The sequence below is a fragment of the Anoxybacillus amylolyticus genome (assembly GCF_001634285.1).
Taxonomy (GTDB): domain Bacteria; phylum Bacillota; class Bacilli; order Bacillales; family Anoxybacillaceae; genus Anoxybacteroides; species Anoxybacteroides amylolyticum.
Genome location: NZ_CP015438.1, coordinates 481,986 through 505,549, shown reverse-complemented (window position 1 = coordinate 505,549; position 23,564 = coordinate 481,986). Strand labels below are relative to the sequence as shown.

The following is a 23,564-nucleotide window of genomic DNA, read 5'->3' as shown; positions in this document are numbered from 1 at the left end:
GCTTCTTCACCTACCTTCCTACAATTCCCATTCCGTTAATCACTTTATCCAACATTTGATCAATCACCGTAATTTGCCGCGCTGCTGCATTATAAGCATGCTGGTATTTAATCATATTAGTCATTTCCTCGTCTAATGAGACAGAACTAGCCGATTGACGGCGGCCGTCGACCGATTGTTTTAACGTATCGCTATTATTTTTCATTCGTTCTGCTTGTTGCCCATCCACTCCTAGTTTTCCAATCCATCCTTCGTAATTAGATTTGATCGTCCCAGATGTTAGTGGTAGTCCAAGGGTTGTTAAATCTAAAATCGTCGATGTCCCAACTAAGCTCACGGAATTGGACGACAACAACATTTTTCCGACATTCGCCAAGTTGATAGCGTTATTGCCGTTTCCTGATGTTCCATCAATAGATGCCGCAATTTTCGATAGATCGTCAATCGCTGAAGATAATGTAATGTTTTTAGCAGCGTCTGTTGCTGTCAAACCACTAAAAAAATCAATGCCCGTTGTACTTCCATCTAATGCGTATCCTTGTTGATGAACTTTGTTAAATACTGTACCGAACGCGTAGGCTAAATCGTTCAAATGGCTAACCATTTCCGGATAAATCCCTTTTGTATTTCCTAATGAATCTTTATACCCAAATGATTCCACAAGACCTAGCAATTTACCCGATGAAAAAGTGGTAATCGGTATAGTCGTTGTCCCTACTTGCATCTGGTCGATATCACCAGAGGGGGTTTCTGTCACGCCATCTCCATCAATATCTTGTCCATTCGGACTCGGAATGGAAAGTGAATTCACAGTACTACCTTGCACTAGATAAATTTTATTGCCGCTGCCATCTAGAATCGGATTGCCGCTGTTGTCTACTAAATACACATTGTACGTTCCTTCGGCAATTTTTAATGTGTTTCCGCCACTCGATACTTTTTCCACACGTACATTGACAAGCTCTGACAACTGATCGACGAGTCGGTCTCTTTCGTCATATAAATCATTCGGCAAATAGCCGTGTGGCTCAATTTCACTAATTTGTTTGTTAATATTGCTAATTTGTGCAGTCAGTGAGTTGATTTGGGTAATCGTCACACCAATTTGGTTGCCAAAGTCTTTTTGAATTTGTGATAGCGAATCATACAAATAATGAAATGTTTCCACTACCGCCAATCCACGCTGTCGAACAACGGAGCGAGCCCCTTCATTCTCAGGGTTAGCACTTAAATCTTGCAATGACTGCCAGAATTGATCGAGCGTTTTGGATAGCCCGTTGTCTGAAGGTTCGTTCATAATATCTTGCATTTTGGCAGTAGCATCTGCTCTTGCTTCCCAATACCCAAGCTTATTATTTTCCTCACGGTACTGCACATCTAAAAAGCTCTCCCTCACCCGCTGAATAGAACCGGCTTCCACACCAGTCCCCATCTGTCCAGGAATTTGCGGGCGGTTCATCGAAGCGGCTGGATACGGCTCTGTTTCTACAAAATTGACACGTTGACGCGAGTAGCCAGGGGTATTCGCATTCGCAATGTTATGACCTGTCACATATAATGCCGTTTGTTGCGTGAACATGCCGCGTTTTGCTATTTCCAGCCCTTGAAACGTTGAGCCCATTATTTATTCCCCTCTTTCCAATATCTATGCTTTTGAGTCAAAAATTGTCCAGCTATTATCTTGCCGCAAAGAAGTCGAATGAGGATGACGATAGCTGATTTCTTGCGGCTGTGGCAAAATTAATTGAAGCGTCATATTGACAAATTGCAATGATTGCTCAATAAGCTGCTGATTGAGCTCATTGACTTCTTTTAACTCTGCCATCACCTCTAACAGTTGGTCTTGTAACCTTTTTAATACTACCTGTTCCGATGATGGAGCTAATTCGATACATGCCGTTAACGTCAGGTCCTGCGCTAAACAATCATGGGCAAAATCAGTCATTAATTCCATACGTTTTTTTTCCATTTGGTTAATCATCGCCAATATTTTCTGTTCTTCTTTGACGATAGTCATTAAGGCGTCTGTATCGCCTTTCTTTAGCACCTCCGTTTTTTTACGAGATGATTGCAGCAATTGCTCGTGCACGGTCAAATATTTTTCTAATAAATCAACTAGCGGTGTGGCGGACATGAAATCCCTCCGATATAAACTGGTACGTGTTATTTGTTAAAATAAAAATCGTATACACTTTTGGCAACCGCATATGCATCTACTTTATAGCTTCCGCTTTGGACTTGTTCTTTTAGCGCTTGCACTTTATTTTGCCGCTCCAACATCCATGATGAATTTTGTTGTAACTCTTTTGCTTCTTCTGAAATCTCTACTTGGTCTTTCTTTGGATTCGACTTATCGTTCACGGAAGCCTTGTTAGGGTATAGTTTATAAGGATCTATCTTTGTGGAATAAAAGTTATGAATTCGCACACCATTCCCTCCTTTATATCCGTCCTTTATTTCTTACTTATATTATCGACATGTTGAGAATCTTTTTTAATCTTCTTTCTCATTTTGCTTTGTATAATATATTCTTTTGTGCTGAGATTCTTTTTTCCGCTCTTCCTCTTGTTTTAGTACCTCAATTTGTTTATTCAAATCTTTCATACATTTTACACAAAATTTCCCTTCCCGAATGATCGTACCGCATCGTCCACATGGATAACCTAAGTTCGGAAAATTAGCAAGTTGTAGCCGTCCTGATTTAATAAATTTAATAATTAAATCCTCTTCTACTCCTGTTCCTTCCACTACTTGAGGAATGGTAGCCATTCGATTTTCCCGTTTTCTTATATAGTGGTACACTTTTTCAAATTGTTTTTCCTCTTCTCGATAACATCCCTCACAAATATCGCGGAATTGGCTTTTTACAAATAAACCTCCACATTTTGGACAATTATCTAAATTCATCTTCTCATCCCCCTAAAGCATAAATAGCTAGCCACTAAATTCCTTTTACGTATAAATATTAATAATTAATCCTTGGATTTCACCAATGGCCGTTAACAAATCTACTCCCTCTTGTTCATTTTGTAGCGTCTTGTTCGTTAATTCGAGCAGCTTTGTATCCACTTCTTTTACAATCTTAAATATGCGCTGACGCCCCATCCAGTTAAATCCGCGTTGTTCAGATAGCTGTAGTCCATGTTTTACCACATCGTTCAGCAAGGATTTAACCAGTTGTTTATATTTTCGTAAATCTTCAATCGAACGCGACTCAAGCAACTTTTTCCCTTGTTCCTCAATTTGTTGAGTAAGTTGGTGAAAACGTTCGTGCATAAAATTTTCTTCGTTTTTTGCCACCATTTCCGAAAACGTAACAGAAGCAGCAGTTGTTTTTTCTTTTGAGCTTGGTTTGAGTATGTTAGTTTTTGTTATTTTTTGGATTTCCATATCCTTCGCTCCTACATTTGATCGAGCTGTTTCATCAAACGGACAATTTCCCCAATAACTGCATAAAGTTGTGCTGGAACACGATGTTCATGTTCGGCTAAATGTTCGACAAGAGAGCGGTCTTTTGGTAATGGTATATTTCGTTCATTAGCTTTTTCAATGATTTCTTTTGCGATTGTTCGCTTCGTCGTTTCTGTTAGACGACTCACTTCCCCCTCATAACAAGCCAAAGCAGAAAAATAGTGTTTATAGCGATTTTTCATACTACCACATCATATCCTTTCTCGCTATTCTCCTCTTTCATGGATGACATGGATTGCATTTGCTCCGTCATGTTAGTAAAAGAAATTTTACTTATATTGTAGCCGATTTGCTGCAAATTTTCTTGTGCTGATTCTACTAACTCTCTTAACGTTTCTTCGGCTTCTTTAGCATCCGTTTTCACAGTAATAGCTATATTTCTTTCTGTCATCTGTAAAAACAACCCTACTTTACCGTATTTATCTGTATCAAACACAAAATATACGCTACAATTTTGCCAATCCACTTTCTCGTGTTCATTTCGTGAGTTCAAGTAAACATGGAGGGTTTCTATTTTATTATCCATCATGACTGGGATTTGGTACACCATCGTTTGTGCATGGCTTTTCGGATCAAATTTACTTGCTAATTGTTGCCCTGTTATATTAGCGATAATATTCTCGGCTGGAATCGCAGCCTTCTGCCCTGATTCCGACAATTGAAGTAATAATGATTTCAAATTATGCTGTGGCATAGACTCACTCTTTTCAACCATCTGTGCTAATTCATTTTCATATTGAAGACCAATGCGACGCATGTACTCCAATGTGTTTCGAGCGGAAAACGATTCGGCGGGCATTTTAAACAAACGTTCCAATTGCGAAGCGACCTGCTTCTGAATAGGCATATTTTCGTTTGTTTTTTCTTTTATTTCTGAAATAAAGTGCTTCACTTTCACATCAGATGGCTGAAAACGTACCGTTTCCATCAGTTTTTTTACTTCATTTACGAGTATTAACGCCTCTTTCTGTTTTCCAGAAGTAAATAGTTGTTTCGCTTCTGCCAACTTTGAACTTGCTTGCAACAACTGTTTTTCTGTGCCCATATCTGTAAACAACATAAAATCCCCATGTAAAATCGCTCGGTCTAGTGAGTGGATAGCTGCTTCTATCCATAGCTTCCCTTGCTGCACACGTAGTTGACCGTTCGTTAACGACGATATTGATTTTTCAAGTTTATTCCCTACATCGTTTTTCATTTTGCGAAACTCATCTGTCGCTTGCGCCATCTTTTCAGTTACTACTCGAACGACGACATCTTTTGTCTGGGTAGGAAGACTAACAAACCAATCTTCGTTCACATAAGGCTGAGATAGCCCTTCTGCACGCATAACAGTCGGTAAATCCAAGTCAACATCATGATGGCTGCTTGAACCTTCCTCCTTATCATTCAAAGGAAAACGAACCGCTTCTGCTAGTTTTTCTAACGATTCCCCCAATGGTTTTCCATTCATCATTTCATGAACGGCGCGTAAGTAGCTAGATTTTAGGGGAAGTTTTTTAGCAACAAGCACCTCAATAGTTGCCCATTTTGTTGTTCCTTTTGTTTGTTCCAAAAAATTTTTTACCGTTGCCTTTTCTTCAACAGTGAGGATAACCCCTTGCGCTTTTAATTTCTGCTCTAATTTCGCTAAGTCGTTTCCTTCCGTCCATTGTGCAAATGGCTTCTGCACTAATCCTTTCACTTCCACTGTATCTTGAGTCACCCGCTCAATCTGTACAACCACTTTATCTGTATCCGGCACACCATTTTGGAATCGAGCACGTACTTCTTGACCGTTTATCGTTACAATCGCTTCTTGCTGATCAAGTTTTTCTTTAATTGTGACAAAGACTGTCTCTCCTTCTTGCAATTCATCCACTTTATCGTAGTACGTCGGTAAGTTAGTAGTCCACTCATTGGAAATTTGCATTGGTTTCCACCTACTCTTATTCTTTACTGTTTTTTATATCGGCAAGATGACTGTAAATGTTTATGGATTTCATTACGCACGGACAAGCGTAAAAGAAAATACGTCACGCGCGCCTGCTTGTTTCAAAAGGCGTGCAGCGTGGTAAACGGTCGAGCCCGTCGTGTAAAGATCGTCAATGATAACGCATTGGTCGCACCGCCATTCATCGATACATAGCCGAAACTGAACCGTCCGCAGCCGCTCTATTTTCGTCTTTTTCGACTGCTTTTCGGAATCGACGCGCTCTAATACGTCGGCGATAGGAAGGGAAAGCAACTCAGCGAGCGATTTCGCTTGATTAAAGCCGCGCTCATACAACCGCTTCTTGCTCAACGGAATCGGTACAAGCACGACATCTGGGGAAAAATGGCGGAAAAATTCGTGGCAAACATCCGTGCGAAACGCCTCGACAAGCGCATAATCGCCGCGGAACTTCCAACGCGCCACCACATCTTTCATCCATTCATCGTACACATAGACCGAGCGATTTTTCGTCAATACATCGCGCCATTCGTCTGCTTGTTGCCAACGGAGGCAATCCGCGCATAACTCACCGTGGCGGTATAACTCTGCAACTTGCGAAAACGGCCGGTCGCACCGATGGCAACGTTCTCCGTCAAGCAACGAAAACGAGCGGCGGCACATCTCGCACAATACGTCTAGTTGTTTCACTGTTAAAAAATCGCCCCATCCTAGTTTCGGCTCATAGCGCTGATGGCAAAGCAAACAAACGGTCATCGCAATACCCCCCTTTTTCTCGCTTCGTCGTTCATGTGGCAAATATGTTGCTTTGCCTTCACCATCGCTCTCGTTTTTCCGAAGTGAAAAAAACGAACGTCCCCACTTGGATATTGGGCGCTGCGCCCCACTCTTCCAGCGATTTGTACAAGCGCTCCTTCGGTAAATACATCGTCTTCCGCCCCCAACACTGCCACATCGATATTCGGAACGGTCACTCCCCGCTCTAAAATGGTCGTCGTCACTAAAAGCGGAATAGTACCATCACGAAACGACTGCACTTTTTCTTTGCGCGCTTTATCTTCCGCATGCACTCCGACAATACGGCGGTCGAGCCGCTGCAAAATCGCGGCGACTTTTTCCAACAACTCGACATGGGGCACAAACAAAAACGCTTGTTTTTTCTCGTCTAGCCGCTTTTCGACCCAAGCGAGCACATTCGTTGGCAGCGTCCCCTTGGTTACTTTTTTCCGCCAATTTCCGCACCATTCAAACATAGGAACAGGGAGTGGATAGCCGTGGTAACGAGCAGGGATCGTGACAGCAGCTCGTTTGTTCTGCTTGATTTCTCGCTGCCAGTTTTCTGAGGGAGTAGCGGTTAAGTAGAGGAGAGTGGACGTTTCCGTGCGCGCTTTTTCAGCAGCGTATGCGAGCATTGGCTCGACAGAATACGGAAACGCATCGACTTCATCCATAATCATGACATCAAACGCGCGGTAAAATCGCAACAGCTGATGGGTAGTGGCGATGACGAGCGACGCTTGCTTATTCCGTTCTTCGCTACCGCCGTATAAAGCGATCGTCGGGACCGATGGAAATGCTCGTTTTAGGCGCGGAGCTAATTCGAGGACGACGTCCGTTCGTGGGGTGGCAAGGCACACGCGCTCACCACGTTCTAACGCTCGTTTAATGCCGGGGAACAATACTTCCGTTTTCCCTGCGCCGCACACCGCCCAAATGAGCAGTTCCGTGCGCTGTTCAATGGCTTGTACGACCGCATCGGCGGCTTGTTGTTGCGCTTTCGAAAGCGTCCCTGTCCATACGAGCGGATAAGGATAAACGATGCGCTCCGGTGGAACGTTAGAAACAACAAGCGGGGTACATTCACTCACTCGCCCCATCGTCACGCATTTTCGACAATACGTGCATACCGTTTCACAACGGGCACAAAAAAAGGAAGCAAATAAATGAGGCACATCGTTTCCACACCGCATGCAACGATGCCCTTGTTCGGTAGAGGCAACGCCTTTTTGATACGATACATACCCGTTTTCATAGTGAGCTTGAATTTGTTCGAGCGAAAAAGGAAGTTCCTCGAGAAGAAGCTGCCTTCCGGCAAGAAAAGAAAGGAGTTCAGAGGAAGCGGAAAAATAGGGATTTTGTTCACGGATGGGGATGGTGGCAATATGGCTGATCGGCACCGCCTTTTCTCCCCTGACCGCACTTAATGGTTCGGGAACTAACTTTGTTCCATCATACATAAAACGCATCGTATCCCTCCTGCTAAAAATAATGGGTAGCAATGAAAACCAAGGGCTTGGCGCTCCTCCGTCAACAGAGGAACGCCATTATGGCCGATACCAAGCAAGCCCAAGTGCCCCTTCACCTAAATGCGTGCCGATGACTGGACCAAAATAGCTGATCGTAAAATCGACGTTCGGATATTGCGCTGCAAGCTCATCTTTCCACGCGGTTGCCTCTTTTAAACGGTTCGCATGGATAATCGCTGCTTTTATCGGTGCGCCGCTGGCTGCGTCTTCCGCGAGCAACTCCTCGATGCGGTTTATCGCTTTTTTGCGTGTACGCACTTTTTCAAACGGCACGATCACTTTGTTTTCAAAATGCAATAAAGGCTTGACTTGCAAGAGGCTGCCGATGAACGCTTGTGCACCGCTTAAGCGCCCGCCGCGCTGCAAATGAATTAAGTCATCGACCATAAAATAAGCGCGAAGCGATTTTTTCATTTCATCTAAGCGCGCGATAATATCTTCCGGGCGTTTTCCATCAAGCGCCATCTGAGCAGCTTCGATGACATAAAATCCTTGCGCCATGCAGCTAATTTCCGAATCGTACGGATACACCGGAATATCGACCATCGTTCCCGCGGTCACCGCCCCTTGGTACGTCCCGCTAATGCCGCTCGATAAATGAATACTAATGATGGCGTCGTAATCCCTTAGCGACTCAAACAGTTCAACAAACGCCCCTGTCGACGGCTGCGATGTCGTCGGGAGATATTTATGCTGCTTCACTTCGATAAAAAACTGCTCGGCGTTGAGATCCACTTCTTCTCGGTATGTTTCGTTGCCAAACGTCACACATAACGGAATCATATGGATACGCAACGATTCCCGCACTTCTTTCGGAATATAGGCCGTACTATCTGTGACAATCGCTGTTTTCATCGCTCGTACCTTCCTCATTCGATAGTGTCTAAGCTTTATTGTAGCGAAAAATGGGACAAATTGCATTAAGAAAAGCGCAAAGCGCCCGCCTATCGGCGAAGAGCGCACAAGCCCCACCGACGAGGCTCAGCCCAAGCAAAGCTTGGGCTGATATTTCAAAGAAGCGAACGCAGTGTGTCGCCGCCGAAAGAAGGGGCAGAGCGCATCACACCGATGGCACTTGGAACTAGACAGCTCTCTGCCCCATTACAAAATTTTACGCTTTCCTGTCTTAATAAAAAAGGCTGTCGAACGATTCGACAACCTTCGCTAGCGAACTTCGACCCAGCCGTTTTTTATCGCGACGACGACCGCTTGCGTCCGGTCGCTGACGTTTAATTTTTGTAAAATGTTGCTGACGTGGTTTTTCACCGTCTTTTCGCTAATAAAAAGCGCTTCTCCGATGCCGCGGTTGCTTTTTCCATCCGCTAATAGCTGTAATACTTCACATTCTCGGCGTGTTAACAAATGAAGAGGCAAGCATACTTCGCGCTTTGCCGGCGCTTCTTTTTTGTTTTCCCCAGCCGCAAGTCGCCGATATTCTTTCACTAAATTGTGCGTGACACGCGGATGCAAATACGAGCCACCTTCCGCTACGACTTTTACCGCTTCGACTAACGTATCCGCATCCATATCTTTTAATAAATAGCCTGATGCTCCACTTTTTAACGCATGCATCACATAATTTTCGTCGTCATGGATGGAAAGAACGACAACTTTCGTATCTGGGTACGTATCAATCAACTGGCGCGTTGCTTCCACTCCGTTCGTGTGCGGCATGTTAATATCCATAATGACAATATCTGGACGATATTTTTCTACAAGGGCAAGCGCTTCTCTCCCATCTGCCCCTTCTGCTACTACTTCAAATTGTTCTTCAAATTGCAAAATGCGCTTAACTCCTTCACGGAATAGTTGGTGATCATCAATAATGACGATGCGCGTTTTCATCGCTCGTTCCTCCCTTTCTTCCTGTTGCCTCCGCATTGAGTGGAATTTGAATAAAAATAGTTGTCCCGACCCCAATTTGCGAGCGTATGTTCATTGTTCCTTCCAATAGCTCAACCCGCTCTTTCATGCCGAGCAAGCCGAATGCATCTTCTTTTTTCTCTGTCGTATCAAATCCTTTGCCATTATCTCTTATTAGCAAAAACAAATGCTGTTTGTTCATCTCCATTTTCACTTCAATTTCCGATGCATCGGCATGTTTCAGCGCGTTTTGCACCGATTCTTGCACGAGGCGGAAAATAGCCACTTCAAATCGAGCGGGTAGCCGTTTTTCTTCTCCGATATGTACAAAGGAAATGCGCGTTTTTTTGTTATACTCCTCCATCGTTTGCAAATATTTACGAAGTGTAGGAATTAAGCCTAAGTCGTCAAGCGCCATTGGTCTTAAATCATATATAATTCGCCGCACTTCGTAAAGAGCAGAACGAACCATTTTTTTAAAATCACGCACTTCGACAATCGCTTCTTCCGCCCCCCCTTTCACGAATGATGCGCTCCATTAAATCCGACCGCATCATCACATGCGCAAGGAGCTGCGCAGGTCCATCATGAATTTCACGCGACAGACGCTTTCGCTCTTCTTCTTGTGCTTCAATAATTTTCAGACCAAACTCTTGCTTTTGCCGCGCTCCTTCAATAAATTCGCTCACTTCGCGGAAATCGCTCGTTAAATAGTTCAATACGACCGTAATTTGTCCAATTAAATGGTCGGCGCGCTGAATCGTTTCTTTCAACCCGGCAAGCCGGCGTTCCAATTCGTCGCGGCGCAACCGCAACTGCTTTTCTTGTTCGCGAATCATCGTCACTTTCATTTGCAAGTCGTGGGCTTTTTCGTACGTTTCGCGAATTTCTTCTTCGGAGTAACGAGAAAATTGGCGATTTACTGCCGACAAACGCTGCCGAGCAAGCCGCGCTTGCGCCTCTAATTGATCAGCTTCCTGAATAATTTGCTGGACGCGCCGTTTCGTTTCCGTTAGTTCATTAACCAAGCGGTCATGTTCTTGGCGCGACTGCTCGCCAATTCGGAAAATTTCGTCCTTGCTATCGTGCACGGTATTAATCATTTTTTCGACAATTTTATCCAATGCCTTAGCATTTAATTTTTTATATGAAGACATAACGTTCCTCCAACGTTTGGTGAAATCCTCACCCTTCTAGCTATAGAGAAGGGCTTCTTAAGTTAGCATAATAAAAAAACGATAAATTTTTCCGGTGAAAAGTTTTATTGAAGGAAAAAAGTTGTCGATTTATAATAGAAAAAGCGTAATTGTTTTTATCGCCGTTTTATGCGTGTATTTTTAGTATAGCACGTTTTTCTATGGACAGATTAGGAAAATAGACATTTTTCTTCATTCGAACAAAAGTCGCAATGTCGAACGTTGCCGATAAGGGGTGTTTTTCGTTTGTTGCCAATGTACTACACTGTCAAAGGGTACGGGGAAGCAGAAATCGTGATGGAAAAATCGCGATTCATTTGTTATGTCAATCGGGCGACGACAGAAGAAGAAGCAATACAATTCATTCAAACGATTAAAAAAAGACATTGGGATGCGACGCATAACTGCTCGGCCTACCTCATTGGCGAACACGACCATATTCAAAAAGCAAACGATGATGGCGAACCGAGCGGCACTGCCGGTGTTCCGATGCTTGACGTATTAAAGAAAAAAGGATTGAAAGATACGGTCGCTGTCGTCACGCGCTACTTTGGCGGCATTAAGCTTGGTGCCGGCGGGCTTGTCCGCGCTTACAGCAAAGCCGTTTCCGAAGGACTAAAGGCGGCGGGCATCGTCGAACGCCGTCTCATGCGCATCATGCGCCTAACCATCGACTACCCGTGGCTTGGCAAAGTCGAAAACGAGCTTCGCGCATCCATTTATCCAATCAAAGCCATCCGTTACCTCGAACGCGTCGAGATCGACGTATTCGTCGAAGAAACTGCCAAACAACCGTTCATCGACTGGATCACCGATTTGACGAACGGGAGGGTGGAGATTGTCGAAGGAATGGCAGAGTATTTGGAGAATGAAGTAACACTTTAGAAAAAGGATATTTACTCCATCTTTCATTTTTTATAAAATGGGAGGATGGTACAAACATTGACCGATTCTCAACCGAAAAGAGGGTTTTTATGATTGATTCAAGAACAAACAGGAAAACTGTTAAAAAGAAAAAGAAAAAAAACAAAAGATTTCGCTCTTTTCTTTTGATTGTCCTTTTGCTGCTCATTGGTATCGGAAGTGTTTTCGCCTACCAAATCTATTCCGAAGCGAAACGAGCGAGCGAAAAAATATATGCTGCCTTAGATGTTTCCAAATTGAAAAAGAAGCCCCATGAAAACATTGAGATTAAAAAAGACCCGATGACAATTTTGCTCGTTGGTGTCGAAAATCAATACCATGATGAAAAAGGGCGCTCAGACGTTATTATGTTGTTAACCGTTAATCCGGTAACGAAAAAAGTGTACGTGCTAAGCATTCCGCGCGACACGCGTGTCTACATTCCAGCAGAAGGGCGAAAAGATAAAATTACGCACTCGTACAGCTATGGCGGCATTGAAGCAACCATTGCCGCGGTCAACGAATTAATTGACGTGCCGATTGATTATTATATTACAACAAATTTTGAAGGATTTGAACAAATCGTTGACTCGCTTGGCGGAGTGAAAGTCGATGTACCATTTACTTTTAAAGCTCAACTGACAAGATCATTAAAATGGTATACGTTCCATAAAGGGGAAATGGAGCTTAACGGAAACCAAGCGCTTGCATACGTACGAATGCGAAAATCCGATCCTAAAGGAGATTTAGGGAGAAACGAACGGCAAAAACAAGTTCTCAGAGCCATTATTGACAAAAGTACGTCAATCACTTCTCTGCCGAAGCTTGATGACGTGATTGCCAACTTAGGGGACAACGTCCGAACAAATATTCCACCTTCTGATTTGTTGTCGTTTATTTACTTATACAAAAAAATGAAAGATGTCCCTGTGGAAAATCTACATTTAAAAGGGTATAACGATTTCATTGACCATATTTACTACTACATTCCAGATGAACAATCGGTGGCGGAAATTAACGAAACATTAAAACAAGCATTACAAAAAGACACAAACACCTCTTATACACAAAATAGTAGCGAACAAAATTCCAAAACTTCTAATTAAATAGTTTTTTAATGGAAAGGGTCCTCAGTCATAGGACCCTTTTAGCACTTTCTTCCGATTGGAAATTTCGACAAAAATCGGTTACTATAAAAATAAGAGAATATTAAGGTACGGAGGGATAGCGTGAAAAAGTGGATTGCTTCTACGATGATTGCAGCTAGTTTGCTAGGTTCAACGTTTGCTTCCGCGGAAGCGGCGACAAAGACCTATCCTTTATCGGTAAAAGTTTCTGTGGCAAATGTCCGGCAAAATCCGACAATAAGCGCAAAAATAGTGACCAAATTAAAAAAAGGAACAGCAATAAAAGCTGTTTCTGTGTTGACGGATGCGAAAGGCGGGAAATGGTATAAAATCGTGCTCGCTAACAATAAAACTGGGTGGATGCACGAAACAGTCGTGAAAACTATCGCTTCTAATGCAAAAACAACTACTGCCGTAAAAAACTCGCGGCTAAGCAGCGAAAAACCGATCGCTGCTCAATTATCCATTAACGTTTCCGTTGCCAACGTTCGTCAAAGTCCTTCGACAAACGCCAAAGTGCTGACCCAACTCAAAAAAGGAACAGTACTAAAAGCAGTCGCTATTTCCAAGGATGCCAAAGGCGGGAAGTGGTATAAAGTCGTACTCTCTAACAATCAAACGGGATGGGTGCATGAAACGGTTGTCAAGGCTAGCACAACTACATCGTCACCATCTGACAGTACAACATCATCCAAAAAAACTGTCATCACCAACATGGCTACTCTTTACAGCGCTCCTTCTCTAAGCGCTACCGTTGTTGGAAGTGTCCAAAAAAATGATCAAGTCACTGTGCTAGACACAGCTATCGACTCCTTGTTCAACTGGGTAAAAGTCTCTACGTCGTCTGGGACTGTTGGTTGGCTTCCACAGTTTGAACTAAACTACAAAGTTCCTAAATATGTGTACGCGAAAAACGCGGCTGTTCCACTCCAAAACAACCGAACGTTAGAAGACGAGCCAATACAGATGTTAAACATAAACGATCGTCTCCTGTCTCTATACAATGAGGACGAATGGTTGTATGTGGAAACGCCTTCTGGAATACGAGGCTGGGTACTAGAAGAAAATGTTTCTCCTGTTGCTGTTAATCGTCTTACTGCACCGATGATCAAGAACAACGAGGGAGATCGCTACTTAGAATGGAAAAAAACGAACAATTTTAACGTATCGTATACCGTATTGTCTGGCAATCGTCTAAAAATTACCGGAGCGTTTTCGTATGCTAATATTCCAGCATTTTCGGTTGACGGCATACAGTCTATTGAGCAAACAGGTACTTCTATCATCGTGACATTTTCGCCAGGATATACGTTCACGATTCGAAATTACAGCGATCGTCTATCGATTAAAATCATTCAAACAGGCTTAAAAGGAAAGAAAATTATTGTAGACCCGGGGCATGGCGGACATGACACGGGTGCTATTGGTCCAACTGGTTTAAAAGAAAAAGAGATTACGTTAAATACTGCATTGCTGTTAAAAGAAGAATTAGAAAAAGCTGGCGCCATCGTTACATTAACACGAAGCACAGACGTTTTCCTTGAATTATTTGAACGGACAGCCATCGCGAACAATTCGGATTACGATGCCTTTATTAGCATCCATGCAGACTCTTATGCTAAAACATCAACAGGAACGACAACGTACTACAACGTCACTACTAATTTTAACGGGCCGAAAAGCAAAACGTTAGCGCAATATGTACAGCAGTCGCTCGTTGCTCAACTGAAAACACCAAACCGGGGCTATAAAGAACAAAAATTTTATGTGAATCGAAAAAATGAGCTACCTAGTATTCTTGTAGAATTAGCATATGTGTCTAACCCAAATGAAGAAGCATTACTAAAAACGAAAGCGTTTCTTCAAAAGGCAGCGGTTGGTATCCGCCAAGGACTCGAGCAATATTTTAATAACTTTTAACACGTCGCTCAGGCAAAAAATACTTAACCACATGGGGGAGGGTTTGCGATGAACGCAAAAAAATGGACGATTTCTCTCGGACTAACCATCGGAATCGTCACAGGTTCGATTTTTTTCACTCCGACAGTCATGAAAGCGTCGGAAGAAGTCATTTTAGCTAGTGTCGATTGGGTAACTGCTCAATTAAATCCACTGAAAACTCAGATAGCTACTTTACAATCAAAAATTGATGCCCAACAAAAAGAAATTGACAGCTTAAAACAACAGTTAGCGAAACAAGCAGCGTTGCCGTCGACTGTTTATGCAGCAAAAAGCAAAACAGCTGTCCGCAGCGGAGCAAGCACATCTTACAAAATCGTTGCCTATAAAAACGCAGGCGAATCATTAAAAGTCATTAGCGCCCTCTCCTCTTCACAAGGAGTATGGTATTATGTGCAAGCTTCGTCGACAGTAAAAGGATGGGTGTCATACAGCGATGTGTCGATAACCAAAGGCACTGCAATCAGTAACCAAAAAACAGTCGTCACCATTGCGAAAACAAACATCCGAAAAGGGGCAAGCACGTCTTATCCAATAATCGAAACGGTCGAGCGTGGAGCGATGCTGCTATTCATTCAATCATTTACAAATACCCAAGGCGAAATATGGTATAACGTGCAAACAAACAATGGGAAAAGAGGCTGGATGGCCGGATATTTAGGCGAGGTGAAGTAACGATGAAACACCTTCTGTCGTTTCTGTTTGCCAGCATTGTTTTCTTTGCACTTCCTGTTTGGCCAAAAGCAATGGAAGTCGTAACATACGCCAATCCTGTCAATGTCCTTGTCTATCAAGGAAACTCCGTTTCTATTTTTATTAATGGAAACTATCAGCTTTTTAATAAACAAAACGGTGCGATTACACCGTTAAGTACAAACACGACGTTGGAGGTTCAATACACACCAACAGGCATTGTTGTTTCTTATGGGACATCAACTTATACCTCGACGCTTGGGTTTACAATTCAAGAAACAAAAGGAGTGTATGCCCTTTCCTTGCTCAAAGTAAACAACATATTCTATCGAGGCAGTGCGGACATTAAAAGCCAAACCAACAAACTGCAAGTGATTAATATACTCGACATGGAAGATTATTTAAAAGGAGTCGTACCAAATGAAATGCCGTCTTCTTGGCCAAAAGAAGCATTAAAAGCGCAAGCCATTGCCGCAAGAAGCTATGCGGAAAAAACAAAAGGCACATTAACTACTAACCCAAACACACAAGTATACGGGGGATATAGTAGCGAAAAAGACAGCACTAATCAAGCAGTAGATGAAACGAAAGGACTGTATGTCAAATATAACGGTCAAGTCATTCAAGCGTTTTTCCACTCGACAAGCGGTGGGAAAACAGCGAATGTTGGCGACGTATGGAACTCTAACCAAACCTTATTCCCTTACCTTACAAGCGTGAGTGATCCGTACGAATCATCGCCTCATAGCAACTGGTCATTTTCGTTTACACCATCTACTATTTTACAGTCGTTCGGTTTTACTGACCCTTCCACCGTTTTATACGACGTATCGATTACGAAAAAAGGGGTAAACGGCGAAGTTGGAGCAGTTACCGTAATGACTTCTGCTGGGGAGAAAACGATTAGTGGCAACGAAAGTACCATTCGTAGTCTATTTCCAATTAACGATACTCGCTATTACAACAAACTGCTCTCGAACTGGTTTACCATTACGGTTAATAAAGACGGTGGGTTATACGTACAAACGGTGGCTGGGAAAACACCTTTATATTCATTAACTGGACAGCAAGTCCAAACGGCAGTCGGCGTTCAATCAATTTCAGATGCAGGAAACGTCCAAGTACAAACGGCGGATGGGGTAACTACTATTCCTTCCTCAATTGGTACCGTCACTTCGGTCACTGTTAATGGAAAAGGTTGGGGACATCGCATTGGCATGAGCCAATACGGAGCAAAAGCGTTTGCAGAACGCGGATGGAAAGCCGAACAAATTTTGCAATACTACTTCAAAGGGGCTGTTGTTTCTAAATAAAAGAGCCTAGGCGATCACCCTAGGCTCTCTTTCTATTCTGAAAGATGTTGTAGTAAATCATCCACAATGCGAATCCACGAATATTCCTCAACAGCTAATTTTCTCCCGTTCTCTGACATCGTCTTATATTCTTCAATGGAAATAGAAAGCAAGTTGCGAATTTCCGCTGCAATTCCTTCTGGATTTTCTGGCGGCGCAATTCGCCCGCAGTGATGCGTCAATAAAATTTGCGCACTCTCGCCTTCTCCGCAATAAAGTACTGGCGTACCTGTCGCAAGCGCTGGGAAAATTTTTGATGGACGCGCTCCTTTAAATAAATCAATGTTACGCAGCGAAACAATGCTGTAATCCGAAATCGAAAAAATTTCCGGCATTTTCGCAACTGGCACTGAGCCGTAAAAGGTCACGTTATCCAGCTGAAGAGCTTCTTTCATTTTCATTAACTTCTCCCGTTCTTGCCCGTCTCCGACAAATAAAAAGTGAACGTTCGGGTGCTCGTTTTTCAACAAAGCTGCTGCCTCTAACACGGCATCTAGCCCTTGGGCATACCCCATCGTTCCAGCATACGTAAAGACGATTTTCCCCTCTAATCCAATCTCTTTAACGAGCGCTTCGCTTTTTGGAAGCGGGCGAAACACGTCGGTATTGACGCCGTTTGGCAATAAAAATACATCTTTCGCCGGTTTTCCATGTTTGATCATATACTCGCGAATGCCTTCCGTTGCCGTCGCGATTTTCCATGATTTTTTATATAAAAAATGTTCAAGCCATGTTGCCATCCGAATGAACGTTTTATTTTTTAAAATTCCTAATTCGACCGCTGATTCCGGCCAAATGTCGGCTACGTTGAATACAAACTTCGCTCGCTTTAATTTTGCACCAATATATCCAGTAATCCCCAAAAATAGTGGTGGGGAATTACAAATGATCACATCAGTCGGTTTCGCCCTCCAAAGCGAATAAAAGGAACTAAATGTAAATGAAAAATACGACGCCAGTCTTTTCCAAAAACTACCTTTTGGCGATGGGTAAATCCACGTCCGATGAACGGGAATGCCGTCCCATTCCTCAAATAAATAAAACATCCCGCGGTACTCTTCTGGAATAACCCCTTTCGGATGATGTGGGAACGCCGTCAACACCTCCACTTGATGTCCGCGTTTGATTAGCTCTTTACTAACCTCATACACCCGAATTTGCGGTGCGCCCGTTTCTGGTGGGAAATGTTGACATAAATAAATAATTCGCATCATGGCTGCAATTTTTCCCGTAAATAATGTTCTAATTTATGTTTTAAATCTGGGCGCTTTAATGCAAAATCAATCGAGGCTTGCAAAAATCCAAACTTATCCCCCACATCATACCGAGTTCCTTTAATGATGTACGAATAAATCGATTCTTTCGAAAGCAACCGGTCAATGGCGTCGGTCAATTGAATTTCTCCTTTCGCATCCGGTTGCACTCCTTCAAGCATCTCAAAAATCGCAGGAGTTAAAATATATCTACCGATAATTGCCTGTGTAGAAGGTGCTTTTTCGATCGACGGTTTTTCTACTAATCCTTTCACGGCAAACAATTCTCCGTTTTGTCCGTCATAATCCACAATTCCGTATTTATTCACTTCCGAGCGTGGAATATCTTTTACGCCAAGCACGCTTGATTGAACGCGGTTGTATTGATCAATCATTTGTTTTAATGCTGGAACATCGCTGTCAATAATGTCATCTCCTAATAGCACAGCAAACGGTTCATTTCCAATAAATTTTTTCGCGCACAATACCGCATGTCCTAACCCTAATGGCTCTTTTTGTCGAACATAATGAATATCTACTAAGTTCGAAATGGACTCGACAATTTTCAGCATATCATGTTTGCCCGTCCGCTCTAGCAACATTTCCAATTCTACAGACTTATCAAAATGATCTTCAATCGCCCGTTTATTGCGACCTGTCACGATAATAATATCTTCAATTCCTGAATGGACGGCTTCTTCAATAATGTATTGGATGGTCGGCTTATCGACAATCGGCAACATTTCTTTCGGCTGCGCTTTTGTTGCCGGTAAAAAGCGCGTTCCTAATCCCGCTGCGGGAATGACCGCTTTTTTGATCATCTCTCACACCCCGTTCAACGTTTTTTCATATAATTTCAACATGCCATTCGCATTATCGATCCAATCATAATGTTCTTTCACATGTTGTATGCCGCTTCTCCCCATTCGGTGACGAAGATCTGTATCACCCAGAAGTTTTTGGAATGCCGCCGCTAACGCTTCAGGATTTTCTTTCTCGACAATCAAACCCGTCACATCTTTTTTCACCACTTCGGGAAGCCCACCAACATTGGAGACAACGACTGGAACTCCGCACGCCATCGCTTCTACAGCCGCCACTCCAAAACTTTCACTATCTTCTGTGGACGGCACAGCAAAAATATCCATTTTATTAATATAGTTGGGCACCTCGGTATTTGGCACACGTCCTGTAAATGTCGTAACTTGACGAATGCCAAGCGTTTCTGTTAACCGCTCATACTGCTCGCGCTGTGGTCCGTCTCCGACAATTAACAAATCCGTCTGCGGATATCGCTGATAAATAATTGCAAACGCCTTAATTAAATCAGCGATGCCGTATTTATCGGAAAGAGCTTTTACCGTTCCAATCGTCACCGTATCCTTTTTCTGTCTTTCCATCGGGCGAAAAATCGACAAATCCACACCAAACGGCGTCACTTCCACAGACTTATTCGTATATTTTTTCGTTTCCGCTGCCATCACACGGCTTGTCGAACAAATCACATCCGCTTTTTTCAACGTAAACTCCACGATAGTGCGATTAACAGCACGTTGCTGCGGAAATTGGTAAATATCCCGTCCCCACACCGAAACGTAAAAAGGGTGATAATGGGCTAACGCCCCGACAAATCCATAACTCGACACGTAATGAGCGTGTAAAATGTCGGGTTGGAACGAAGCAAGCTGTTTTTTTAAGGCGAATACGCTCGAAATATAGGATAATTTCCCGGGAAACCACTTTGGCAATACCCATGTTTCGACTTCTTTCGCATTCTCTGGCGAATAATGATCTTTAAACGTAATCACTTTGACATCAATGCCTTGTTGCTGATAAAACAAGGCCCATTTATGAGTGTGAATCGATTTGCTTGGGGCTAACAGCGCTACTTTCATGTGTCCTCCCTCGTTAACGTTTGCTTCACTTTTTCAACTCTCGCAAGCCAAGAGTGCTTTTTCATAAATGTTTCCAAAATTCGCTGGCGATAATATTCGCTTCGTTTAATCATCGTGCGAATCGCTTCAGCCATGGAGTGCGGATGATCTTCACAAACAACCCCATACTCATCCGCTTCAATAAATCGCTGTTGCGCTAAGCAATTCGTCGCCACTACCGGCAATTCATTCGATAAATATTCCACGAGCTTTACCGGTACGGAGAAATCGTTGTATTCGCTGCGCAAGCGAGGAATAAACGCAAAATCCATTTGCTCGTATAACTGATCCAGCTCGGCACCGCTAATATGTTGGACATCGACGCCTAAACGGCGAATACGAGCTTTTTGTTCCTCTGGCAACGCTTCGTACTCATTTTTCCGGCACACAATGGTTAAATGAAGAAGCGATGTTGGTTCATTCACTAACTCTAATGCATCAAGAAGCAAAAACAACCCATAATCTTCATTGTTAATGCCCCCGACGTATACGCTCGACGCAACAGATTCTTTTCGTTTTTCTCTTTGAATCGTCCGTTGTTTCCCCCCCGGCGGAAGGTCGGTCATTGGGCGGTTAATGGCTACGTATTTTCCCATTTCATTGCTTGGCAAAAAAACGACATCGCAATATGTTTCATAAAACCGCTCTTCTAACCGATAAATTGTTTGCATCACTTTCTTTTTCCACCCTTTTAACGGGTAAAGCTCGTCGAATTTCCAATAGACGTCCCGGTAAAACACGCCGACAGGCACGTTTCGTTTTTTTAAGTAGCGCAATACCGTCCAGTCGATGAACGGTTTTTGCGGCCTATGTCCTGGGTCTGTCAACCATAACGGAATCGTTTGGTTTTCCATATAGCAAAACCAAATATCTTCTAGTTCCCCGCTATGGACGAGCTGACGAAATTGCTTCTCTCGTTCGGCTGACGTTCCAGAAATAAACAATATGCTTATTCCATTTCGGGTTCCCCATTCGCAAAACGCCTTGTACATTTCGTGCGGTCTTAGTTTGGAACCGCTGTTTGCTTGCTCCGCAAGTGCAAACGGATAATAGACGAGCACCTTTTTCATCTCAATCCCTCATCGAACACGAATTTTTTTCAACATCCCTCTTTTTTCAAACCATAGCCAGACGTCTTCTTTTACGCGCAAAAACAGCACGATTCCACCAAAAAGTATGACAAGCAACACCCAAATCGGATTAAATAAAAAGTCCGTAAATCCGCCCACAATCGTTCGTGGAATGTTGACAGAAAAATAAATAAACAAACTAACAAAAACTGGGTTTTTCGGCAAACGAAGAAAACAAATGTATAACAGCTGAATCATTATCCCGATATAAACCGTACCGACGATGATTCCAAGATAACCGAAGTTCGCGTATGCCTCCGCTACAAACAACGTATTAAGCACCCCGCCTGTGCCGTCTTCAATCCGCTCTGGAAACACGTGTGCCATCACCATTCGAGCAGAGCGAACGTTATCAACGTCAAATAAATTTGTTAAAATGGAAGGTAAGCTTCTTCCATGCAAAAATGGAAGCGCCTCCCCAAATAAATTTAAATGCAAAAATGTCGGGGCAATTTGCGCGAAAATCATCCGACCAATTGGTCCTTTATTATAGGACAAAAACGATTCAGCATCATGTACTCCTTGAATAATAATATACATTCCAACCAAAGCGATACCACCGACTATACCATACGCCAACACTTTTGCGGACGATAATTTCGTTTTTCCAATGTAAATGCGCACAAGCAAAAACATAATCAAATAGAAGAAGATCGGTGATTTCGCCAAGTCATATATATTAACGAAAACAGCACCGGCAAACAAAATAAGAAATAACAACTTCCAACGTGCTTCATTTGTAAACACGGCAAAAATGTATGCTATTAGCGACAACAACGGGGTTAAGGAAAGAGCAAAAATGTTGCGAAACAATACATTTCCTTTAAAATGCATCGAAGCAGCAATTCGCAGTTCTGCTAAACTTGTGTCCCCATGCCCTATCAGCAGTGCGAAAATAGGCACTTGTGGGGTCTTCCAAATCGTATATAAAATCGCCAATATACTTACAATCGATAAAACAAGAAACCAATAAAAAAACTCATTTCCATTGGCTCCTATTGGTTGAACAGGGCTCTTTAAATATCGATGAAATTCATGCTTCGGATGAAAGCCACATACTTGCGAAATAAATAGCATCGCAAGCGGCAAACAGACCATGACGAAACAAACCACTGCAAACCCAATCACTCGGTACTCTTCCGGTCGAAATAATTTTTCCGTCATATAGTAATGATCGATTCCTAGCACAATCAATAAAGAGCCGATAAAACTAGAAATAAGTAGCGAATAATAATACACAAGCGACACAAGATTTGGTTTTACAACCGACAAACTGCCGGATACATAGCGAAATAATCCCGTCGACACTACTAATACGATTAACCAAATAACAACGTATAACATACTACTGCACCCTTAGACGTGCTCAATTGCCTCAACGATTTTTTCCGCTGCTTTCCCGTCGCCAAATACCTCGGAATATACGGGACGAACATCTTTTTTCACGGCAGCGACAATTTTTTCTACATCTGTCCCTACAAGAATGTTTGCTTCTGTTTCTAACGTTTCGACCCATTCCGTTTGTTCGCGTACCGTGACGCATGGAACTTGCATAAAATATGCTTCTTTTTGCACACCGCCCGAGTCAGTAATAATTTTTTTGGCATTGCATTCTAATGTCAACATGTCCAAATATCCGACCGGTTCAATCACTTTTAAGTTGGGAATCGTATCAACGCGTAATCCATAAGATGCTAGCTTATGCTTCGTGCGCGGGTGCATCGGCCATACTTTCACTTCTTCGATTTGCGCAAATGCTTCCAAAATATTTTTCATATTTTGGACATCGTCTGTATTTTCTGCACGATGGATAGTAATAAGATGATATTGCTTTGCCTCTAATCGAAGATCAGCAAGAATCGTTGATTTTTCTTGCGCCAATTCTTTATTGTATAACACTGCATCGTACATGACATCACCGATGTTCAAGACGTTGCGAGTAATATTTTCGTTTTTTAAATTCTCTACCGCGGTATCTGTCGGGCAGAATAAAAATTCCGATACATGGTCTGTCATGATTCGATTAATTTCTTCTGGCATTTTTTTGTTAAAGCTGCGCAAGCCTGCTTCTACATGAATCACAGGGATATGGAGTTTCGCAGCAACAAGCGCCCCAGCAAGGGTGGAATTCGTGTCGCCATAGACGAGCACATAATCCGGTTGCTCGTTTAAAACAATTTCTTCTAATTTAATCATCATTTCTCCCGTTTGTTTGCCATGCGTACCCGAGCCGACTCCAAGATGATAGTCTGGTTTTGGAATGTTCAATTCCTCGAAGAAAATATCCGACATGTTCGCATCGTAATGTTGGCCCGTGTGAACGATAATTTCTGTATGTTTCTTTCGCAAGACGCGTGATACAGGAGCTGCTTTAATAAACTGTGGTCGCGCCCCTAAAATAGTAACAATTTTCATAACCCATCCTCCTCATCGTTAGCATTTCC

The 23,564-nt window shown here is 42.8% G+C and carries 22 protein-coding genes and 1 pseudogene; 5 read left to right on the top strand and 18 right to left on the bottom strand.

What is annotated here, in order from left to right; translation table 11 throughout:
• Nucleotides 1–10 precede the first annotated feature (10 nt).
• The 12 genes and pseudogenes from flgK to GFC30_RS02425 form a co-directional block, all read right to left on the bottom strand.
• Nucleotides 11–1,621 carry a flagellar hook-associated protein FlgK gene (gene flgK, locus GFC30_RS02480; RefSeq protein WP_066322755.1) on the bottom strand — a complete coding sequence of 537 codons (1,611 nt, stop codon included), beginning with the start codon at nt 1,619–1,621 and terminating at the stop codon, nt 11–13.
• Between the two features lie 24 nt (nt 1,622–1,645).
• Nucleotides 1,646–2,134 carry a flagellar protein FlgN gene (locus GFC30_RS02475; protein ID WP_066322754.1) on the bottom strand — a complete coding sequence of 163 codons (489 nt, stop codon included), beginning with the start codon at nt 2,132–2,134 and terminating at the stop codon, nt 1,646–1,648.
• A 29-nt stretch (nt 2,135–2,163) separates the two neighbouring features.
• Nucleotides 2,164–2,427 carry a flagellar biosynthesis anti-sigma factor FlgM gene (flgM, locus tag GFC30_RS02470; protein ID WP_066322753.1) on the bottom strand — a complete coding sequence of 88 codons (264 nt, stop codon included), beginning with the start codon at nt 2,425–2,427 and terminating at the stop codon, nt 2,164–2,166.
• Between the two features lie 66 nt (nt 2,428–2,493).
• A complete protein-coding gene (locus GFC30_RS02465) occupies nt 2,494–2,907 on the bottom strand; it encodes a TIGR03826 family flagellar region protein (protein ID WP_066322752.1) in 414 nt (137 codons plus the stop codon).
• A 45-nt stretch (nt 2,908–2,952) separates the two neighbouring features.
• Complete coding sequence (locus GFC30_RS02460; RefSeq protein WP_066322751.1) at nt 2,953–3,390, bottom strand: YaaR family protein; 438 nt, start codon at nt 3,388–3,390, stop codon at nt 2,953–2,955.
• Nucleotides 3,391–3,401: 11 nt separating this feature from the next.
• Nucleotides 3,402–3,653 carry a flagellar biosynthesis protein FlhB gene (locus GFC30_RS02455; RefSeq protein WP_066322750.1) on the bottom strand — a complete coding sequence of 84 codons (252 nt, stop codon included), beginning with the start codon at nt 3,651–3,653 and terminating at the stop codon, nt 3,402–3,404.
• A complete protein-coding gene (locus GFC30_RS02450) occupies nt 3,650–5,383 on the bottom strand; it encodes a hypothetical protein (protein ID WP_066322749.1) in 1,734 nt (577 codons plus the stop codon). The genes GFC30_RS02455 and GFC30_RS02450 overlap by 4 nt, the downstream gene beginning before the upstream one ends.
• Before the next feature lie 72 nt (nt 5,384–5,455).
• Nucleotides 5,456–6,160 (bottom strand): ComF family protein, encoded by a 705-nt coding sequence (locus GFC30_RS02445; RefSeq protein WP_066322748.1) that lies wholly within the window; start codon nt 6,158–6,160, stop codon nt 5,456–5,458.
• Nucleotides 6,157–7,650, bottom strand: a complete 1,494-nt coding sequence (locus tag GFC30_RS02440) for an ATP-dependent helicase ComFA (RefSeq protein WP_066322747.1) — start codon at nt 7,648–7,650, stop codon at nt 6,157–6,159. The genes GFC30_RS02445 and GFC30_RS02440 overlap by 4 nt, the downstream gene beginning before the upstream one ends.
• A 78-nt stretch (nt 7,651–7,728) precedes the next feature.
• Nucleotides 7,729–8,565 (bottom strand): DegV family protein, encoded by an 837-nt coding sequence (locus GFC30_RS02435; protein ID WP_066322746.1) that lies wholly within the window; start codon nt 8,563–8,565, stop codon nt 7,729–7,731.
• 309 nt (nt 8,566–8,874) lie between these two features.
• The gene (locus tag GFC30_RS02430; RefSeq protein WP_066322745.1) at nt 8,875–9,555 is read right to left on the bottom strand and encodes a response regulator; all 681 of its coding nucleotides are present in this window, start codon (nt 9,553–9,555) and stop codon (nt 8,875–8,877) included.
• Nucleotides 9,530–10,730 (bottom strand): annotated as a pseudogene (locus GFC30_RS02425) (sensor histidine kinase). Before GFC30_RS02425 ends, GFC30_RS02430 begins: the two are co-directional and overlap by 26 nt.
• 285 nt (nt 10,731–11,015) lie before the next feature.
• Between GFC30_RS02425 and GFC30_RS02420 the strand changes: the two are divergent.
• The 5 genes from GFC30_RS02420 (at nt 11,016) to GFC30_RS02400 (ending at nt 16,764) form a co-directional block, all read left to right on the top strand.
• The gene (locus GFC30_RS02420; RefSeq protein ID WP_066322744.1) at nt 11,016–11,654 is read left to right on the top strand and encodes a YigZ family protein; all 639 of its coding nucleotides are present in this window, start codon (nt 11,016–11,018) and stop codon (nt 11,652–11,654) included.
• A gap of 89 nt (nt 11,655–11,743) precedes the next feature.
• Nucleotides 11,744–12,778, top strand: coding sequence for an LCP family protein (locus tag GFC30_RS02415; RefSeq protein WP_066322743.1), 1,035 nt, complete (start codon nt 11,744–11,746; stop codon nt 12,776–12,778).
• A 123-nt stretch (nt 12,779–12,901) separates the two neighbouring features.
• Entirely contained in the window at nt 12,902–14,719 is a 1,818-nt protein-coding gene (locus GFC30_RS02410; protein ID WP_066322742.1) for an N-acetylmuramoyl-L-alanine amidase family protein, read from the top strand.
• A 48-nt stretch (nt 14,720–14,767) separates the two neighbouring features.
• Entirely contained in the window at nt 14,768–15,433 is a 666-nt protein-coding gene (locus GFC30_RS02405) for an SH3 domain-containing protein (protein WP_066322741.1), read from the top strand.
• Between the two features lie 2 nt (nt 15,434–15,435).
• The gene (locus GFC30_RS02400) at nt 15,436–16,764 is read left to right on the top strand and encodes a SpoIID/LytB domain-containing protein (protein ID WP_066322740.1); all 1,329 of its coding nucleotides are present in this window, start codon (nt 15,436–15,438) and stop codon (nt 16,762–16,764) included.
• 32 nt (nt 16,765–16,796) lie between these two features.
• Here the strand turns inward: GFC30_RS02400 and GFC30_RS02395 are convergent, their stop codons facing one another.
• Genes GFC30_RS02395 through wecB form a run of 6 tightly spaced genes read right to left on the bottom strand, consistent with a single transcriptional unit; the run spans nt 16,797 to nt 23,535 of the window.
• Nucleotides 16,797–18,014 carry a glycosyltransferase family 4 protein gene (locus GFC30_RS02395; protein WP_066327038.1) on the bottom strand — a complete coding sequence of 406 codons (1,218 nt, stop codon included), beginning with the start codon at nt 18,012–18,014 and terminating at the stop codon, nt 16,797–16,799.
• Nucleotides 18,014–18,877 (bottom strand): UTP--glucose-1-phosphate uridylyltransferase GalU, encoded by an 864-nt coding sequence (gene galU / locus GFC30_RS02390; RefSeq protein ID WP_066322739.1) that lies wholly within the window; start codon nt 18,875–18,877, stop codon nt 18,014–18,016. Before galU ends, GFC30_RS02395 begins: the two co-directional genes overlap by 1 nt.
• A gap of 3 nt (nt 18,878–18,880) precedes the next feature.
• The gene (locus tag GFC30_RS02385; protein WP_066322738.1) at nt 18,881–19,951 is read right to left on the bottom strand and encodes a glycosyltransferase; all 1,071 of its coding nucleotides are present in this window, start codon (nt 19,949–19,951) and stop codon (nt 18,881–18,883) included.
• On the bottom strand, nt 19,948–21,060 hold the full coding sequence (locus GFC30_RS02380; RefSeq protein WP_066322737.1) for a glycosyltransferase: 1,113 nt from the start codon (nt 21,058–21,060) through the stop codon (nt 19,948–19,950). Before GFC30_RS02380 ends, GFC30_RS02385 begins: the two co-directional genes overlap by 4 nt.
• A 9-nt stretch (nt 21,061–21,069) precedes the next feature.
• Nucleotides 21,070–22,464, bottom strand: coding sequence for an O-antigen polymerase (locus tag GFC30_RS02375; RefSeq protein WP_066322736.1), 1,395 nt, complete (start codon nt 22,462–22,464; stop codon nt 21,070–21,072).
• Between the two features lie 12 nt (nt 22,465–22,476).
• Nucleotides 22,477–23,535, bottom strand: a complete 1,059-nt coding sequence (wecB, locus tag GFC30_RS02370; protein ID WP_066322735.1) for a non-hydrolyzing UDP-N-acetylglucosamine 2-epimerase — start codon at nt 23,533–23,535, stop codon at nt 22,477–22,479.
• Nucleotides 23,536–23,564 lie beyond the last annotated feature (29 nt).

Coding starts and splice junctions, on each gene's coding strand:
- flgK (WP_066322755.1), bottom strand. CDS start 1,621: ATGGGCTCAACGTTTCAAGGGCTGGAAATAGCAAAACGCGGCATGTTC.
- GFC30_RS02475 (WP_066322754.1), bottom strand. CDS start 2,134: ATGTCCGCCACACCGCTAGTTGATTTATTAGAAAAATATTTGACCGTG.
- GFC30_RS02465 (WP_066322752.1), bottom strand. CDS start 2,907: ATGAATTTAGATAATTGTCCAAAATGTGGAGGTTTATTTGTAAAAAGC.
- GFC30_RS02460 (WP_066322751.1), bottom strand. CDS start 3,390: ATGGAAATCCAAAAAATAACAAAAACTAACATACTCAAACCAAGCTCA.
- GFC30_RS02455 (WP_066322750.1), bottom strand. CDS start 3,653: ATGAAAAATCGCTATAAACACTATTTTTCTGCTTTGGCTTGTTATGAG.
- GFC30_RS02450 (WP_066322749.1), bottom strand. CDS start 5,383: ATGCAAATTTCCAATGAGTGGACTACTAACTTACCGACGTACTACGAT.
- GFC30_RS02445 (WP_066322748.1), bottom strand. CDS start 6,160: ATGACCGTTTGTTTGCTTTGCCATCAGCGCTATGAGCCGAAACTAGGA.
- GFC30_RS02440 (WP_066322747.1), bottom strand. CDS start 7,650: ATGCGTTTTATGTATGATGGAACAAAGTTAGTTCCCGAACCATTAAGT.
- GFC30_RS02435 (WP_066322746.1), bottom strand. CDS start 8,565: ATGAAAACAGCGATTGTCACAGATAGTACGGCCTATATTCCGAAAGAA.
- GFC30_RS02430 (WP_066322745.1), bottom strand. CDS start 9,555: ATGAAAACGCGCATCGTCATTATTGATGATCACCAACTATTCCGTGAA.
- GFC30_RS02415 (WP_066322743.1), top strand. CDS start 11,744: ATGATTGATTCAAGAACAAACAGGAAAACTGTTAAAAAGAAAAAGAAA.
- GFC30_RS02405 (WP_066322741.1), top strand. CDS start 14,768: ATGAACGCAAAAAAATGGACGATTTCTCTCGGACTAACCATCGGAATC.
- GFC30_RS02400 (WP_066322740.1), top strand. CDS start 15,436: ATGAAACACCTTCTGTCGTTTCTGTTTGCCAGCATTGTTTTCTTTGCA.
- GFC30_RS02395 (WP_066327038.1), bottom strand. CDS start 18,014: ATGCGAATTATTTATTTATGTCAACATTTCCCACCAGAAACGGGCGCA.
- galU (WP_066322739.1), bottom strand. CDS start 18,877: ATGATCAAAAAAGCGGTCATTCCCGCAGCGGGATTAGGAACGCGCTTT.
- GFC30_RS02385 (WP_066322738.1), bottom strand. CDS start 19,951: ATGAAAGTAGCGCTGTTAGCCCCAAGCAAATCGATTCACACTCATAAA.
- GFC30_RS02380 (WP_066322737.1), bottom strand. CDS start 21,060: ATGAAAAAGGTGCTCGTCTATTATCCGTTTGCACTTGCGGAGCAAGCA.
- GFC30_RS02375 (WP_066322736.1), bottom strand. CDS start 22,464: ATGTTATACGTTGTTATTTGGTTAATCGTATTAGTAGTGTCGACGGGA.
- wecB (WP_066322735.1), bottom strand. CDS start 23,535: ATGAAAATTGTTACTATTTTAGGGGCGCGACCACAGTTTATTAAAGCA.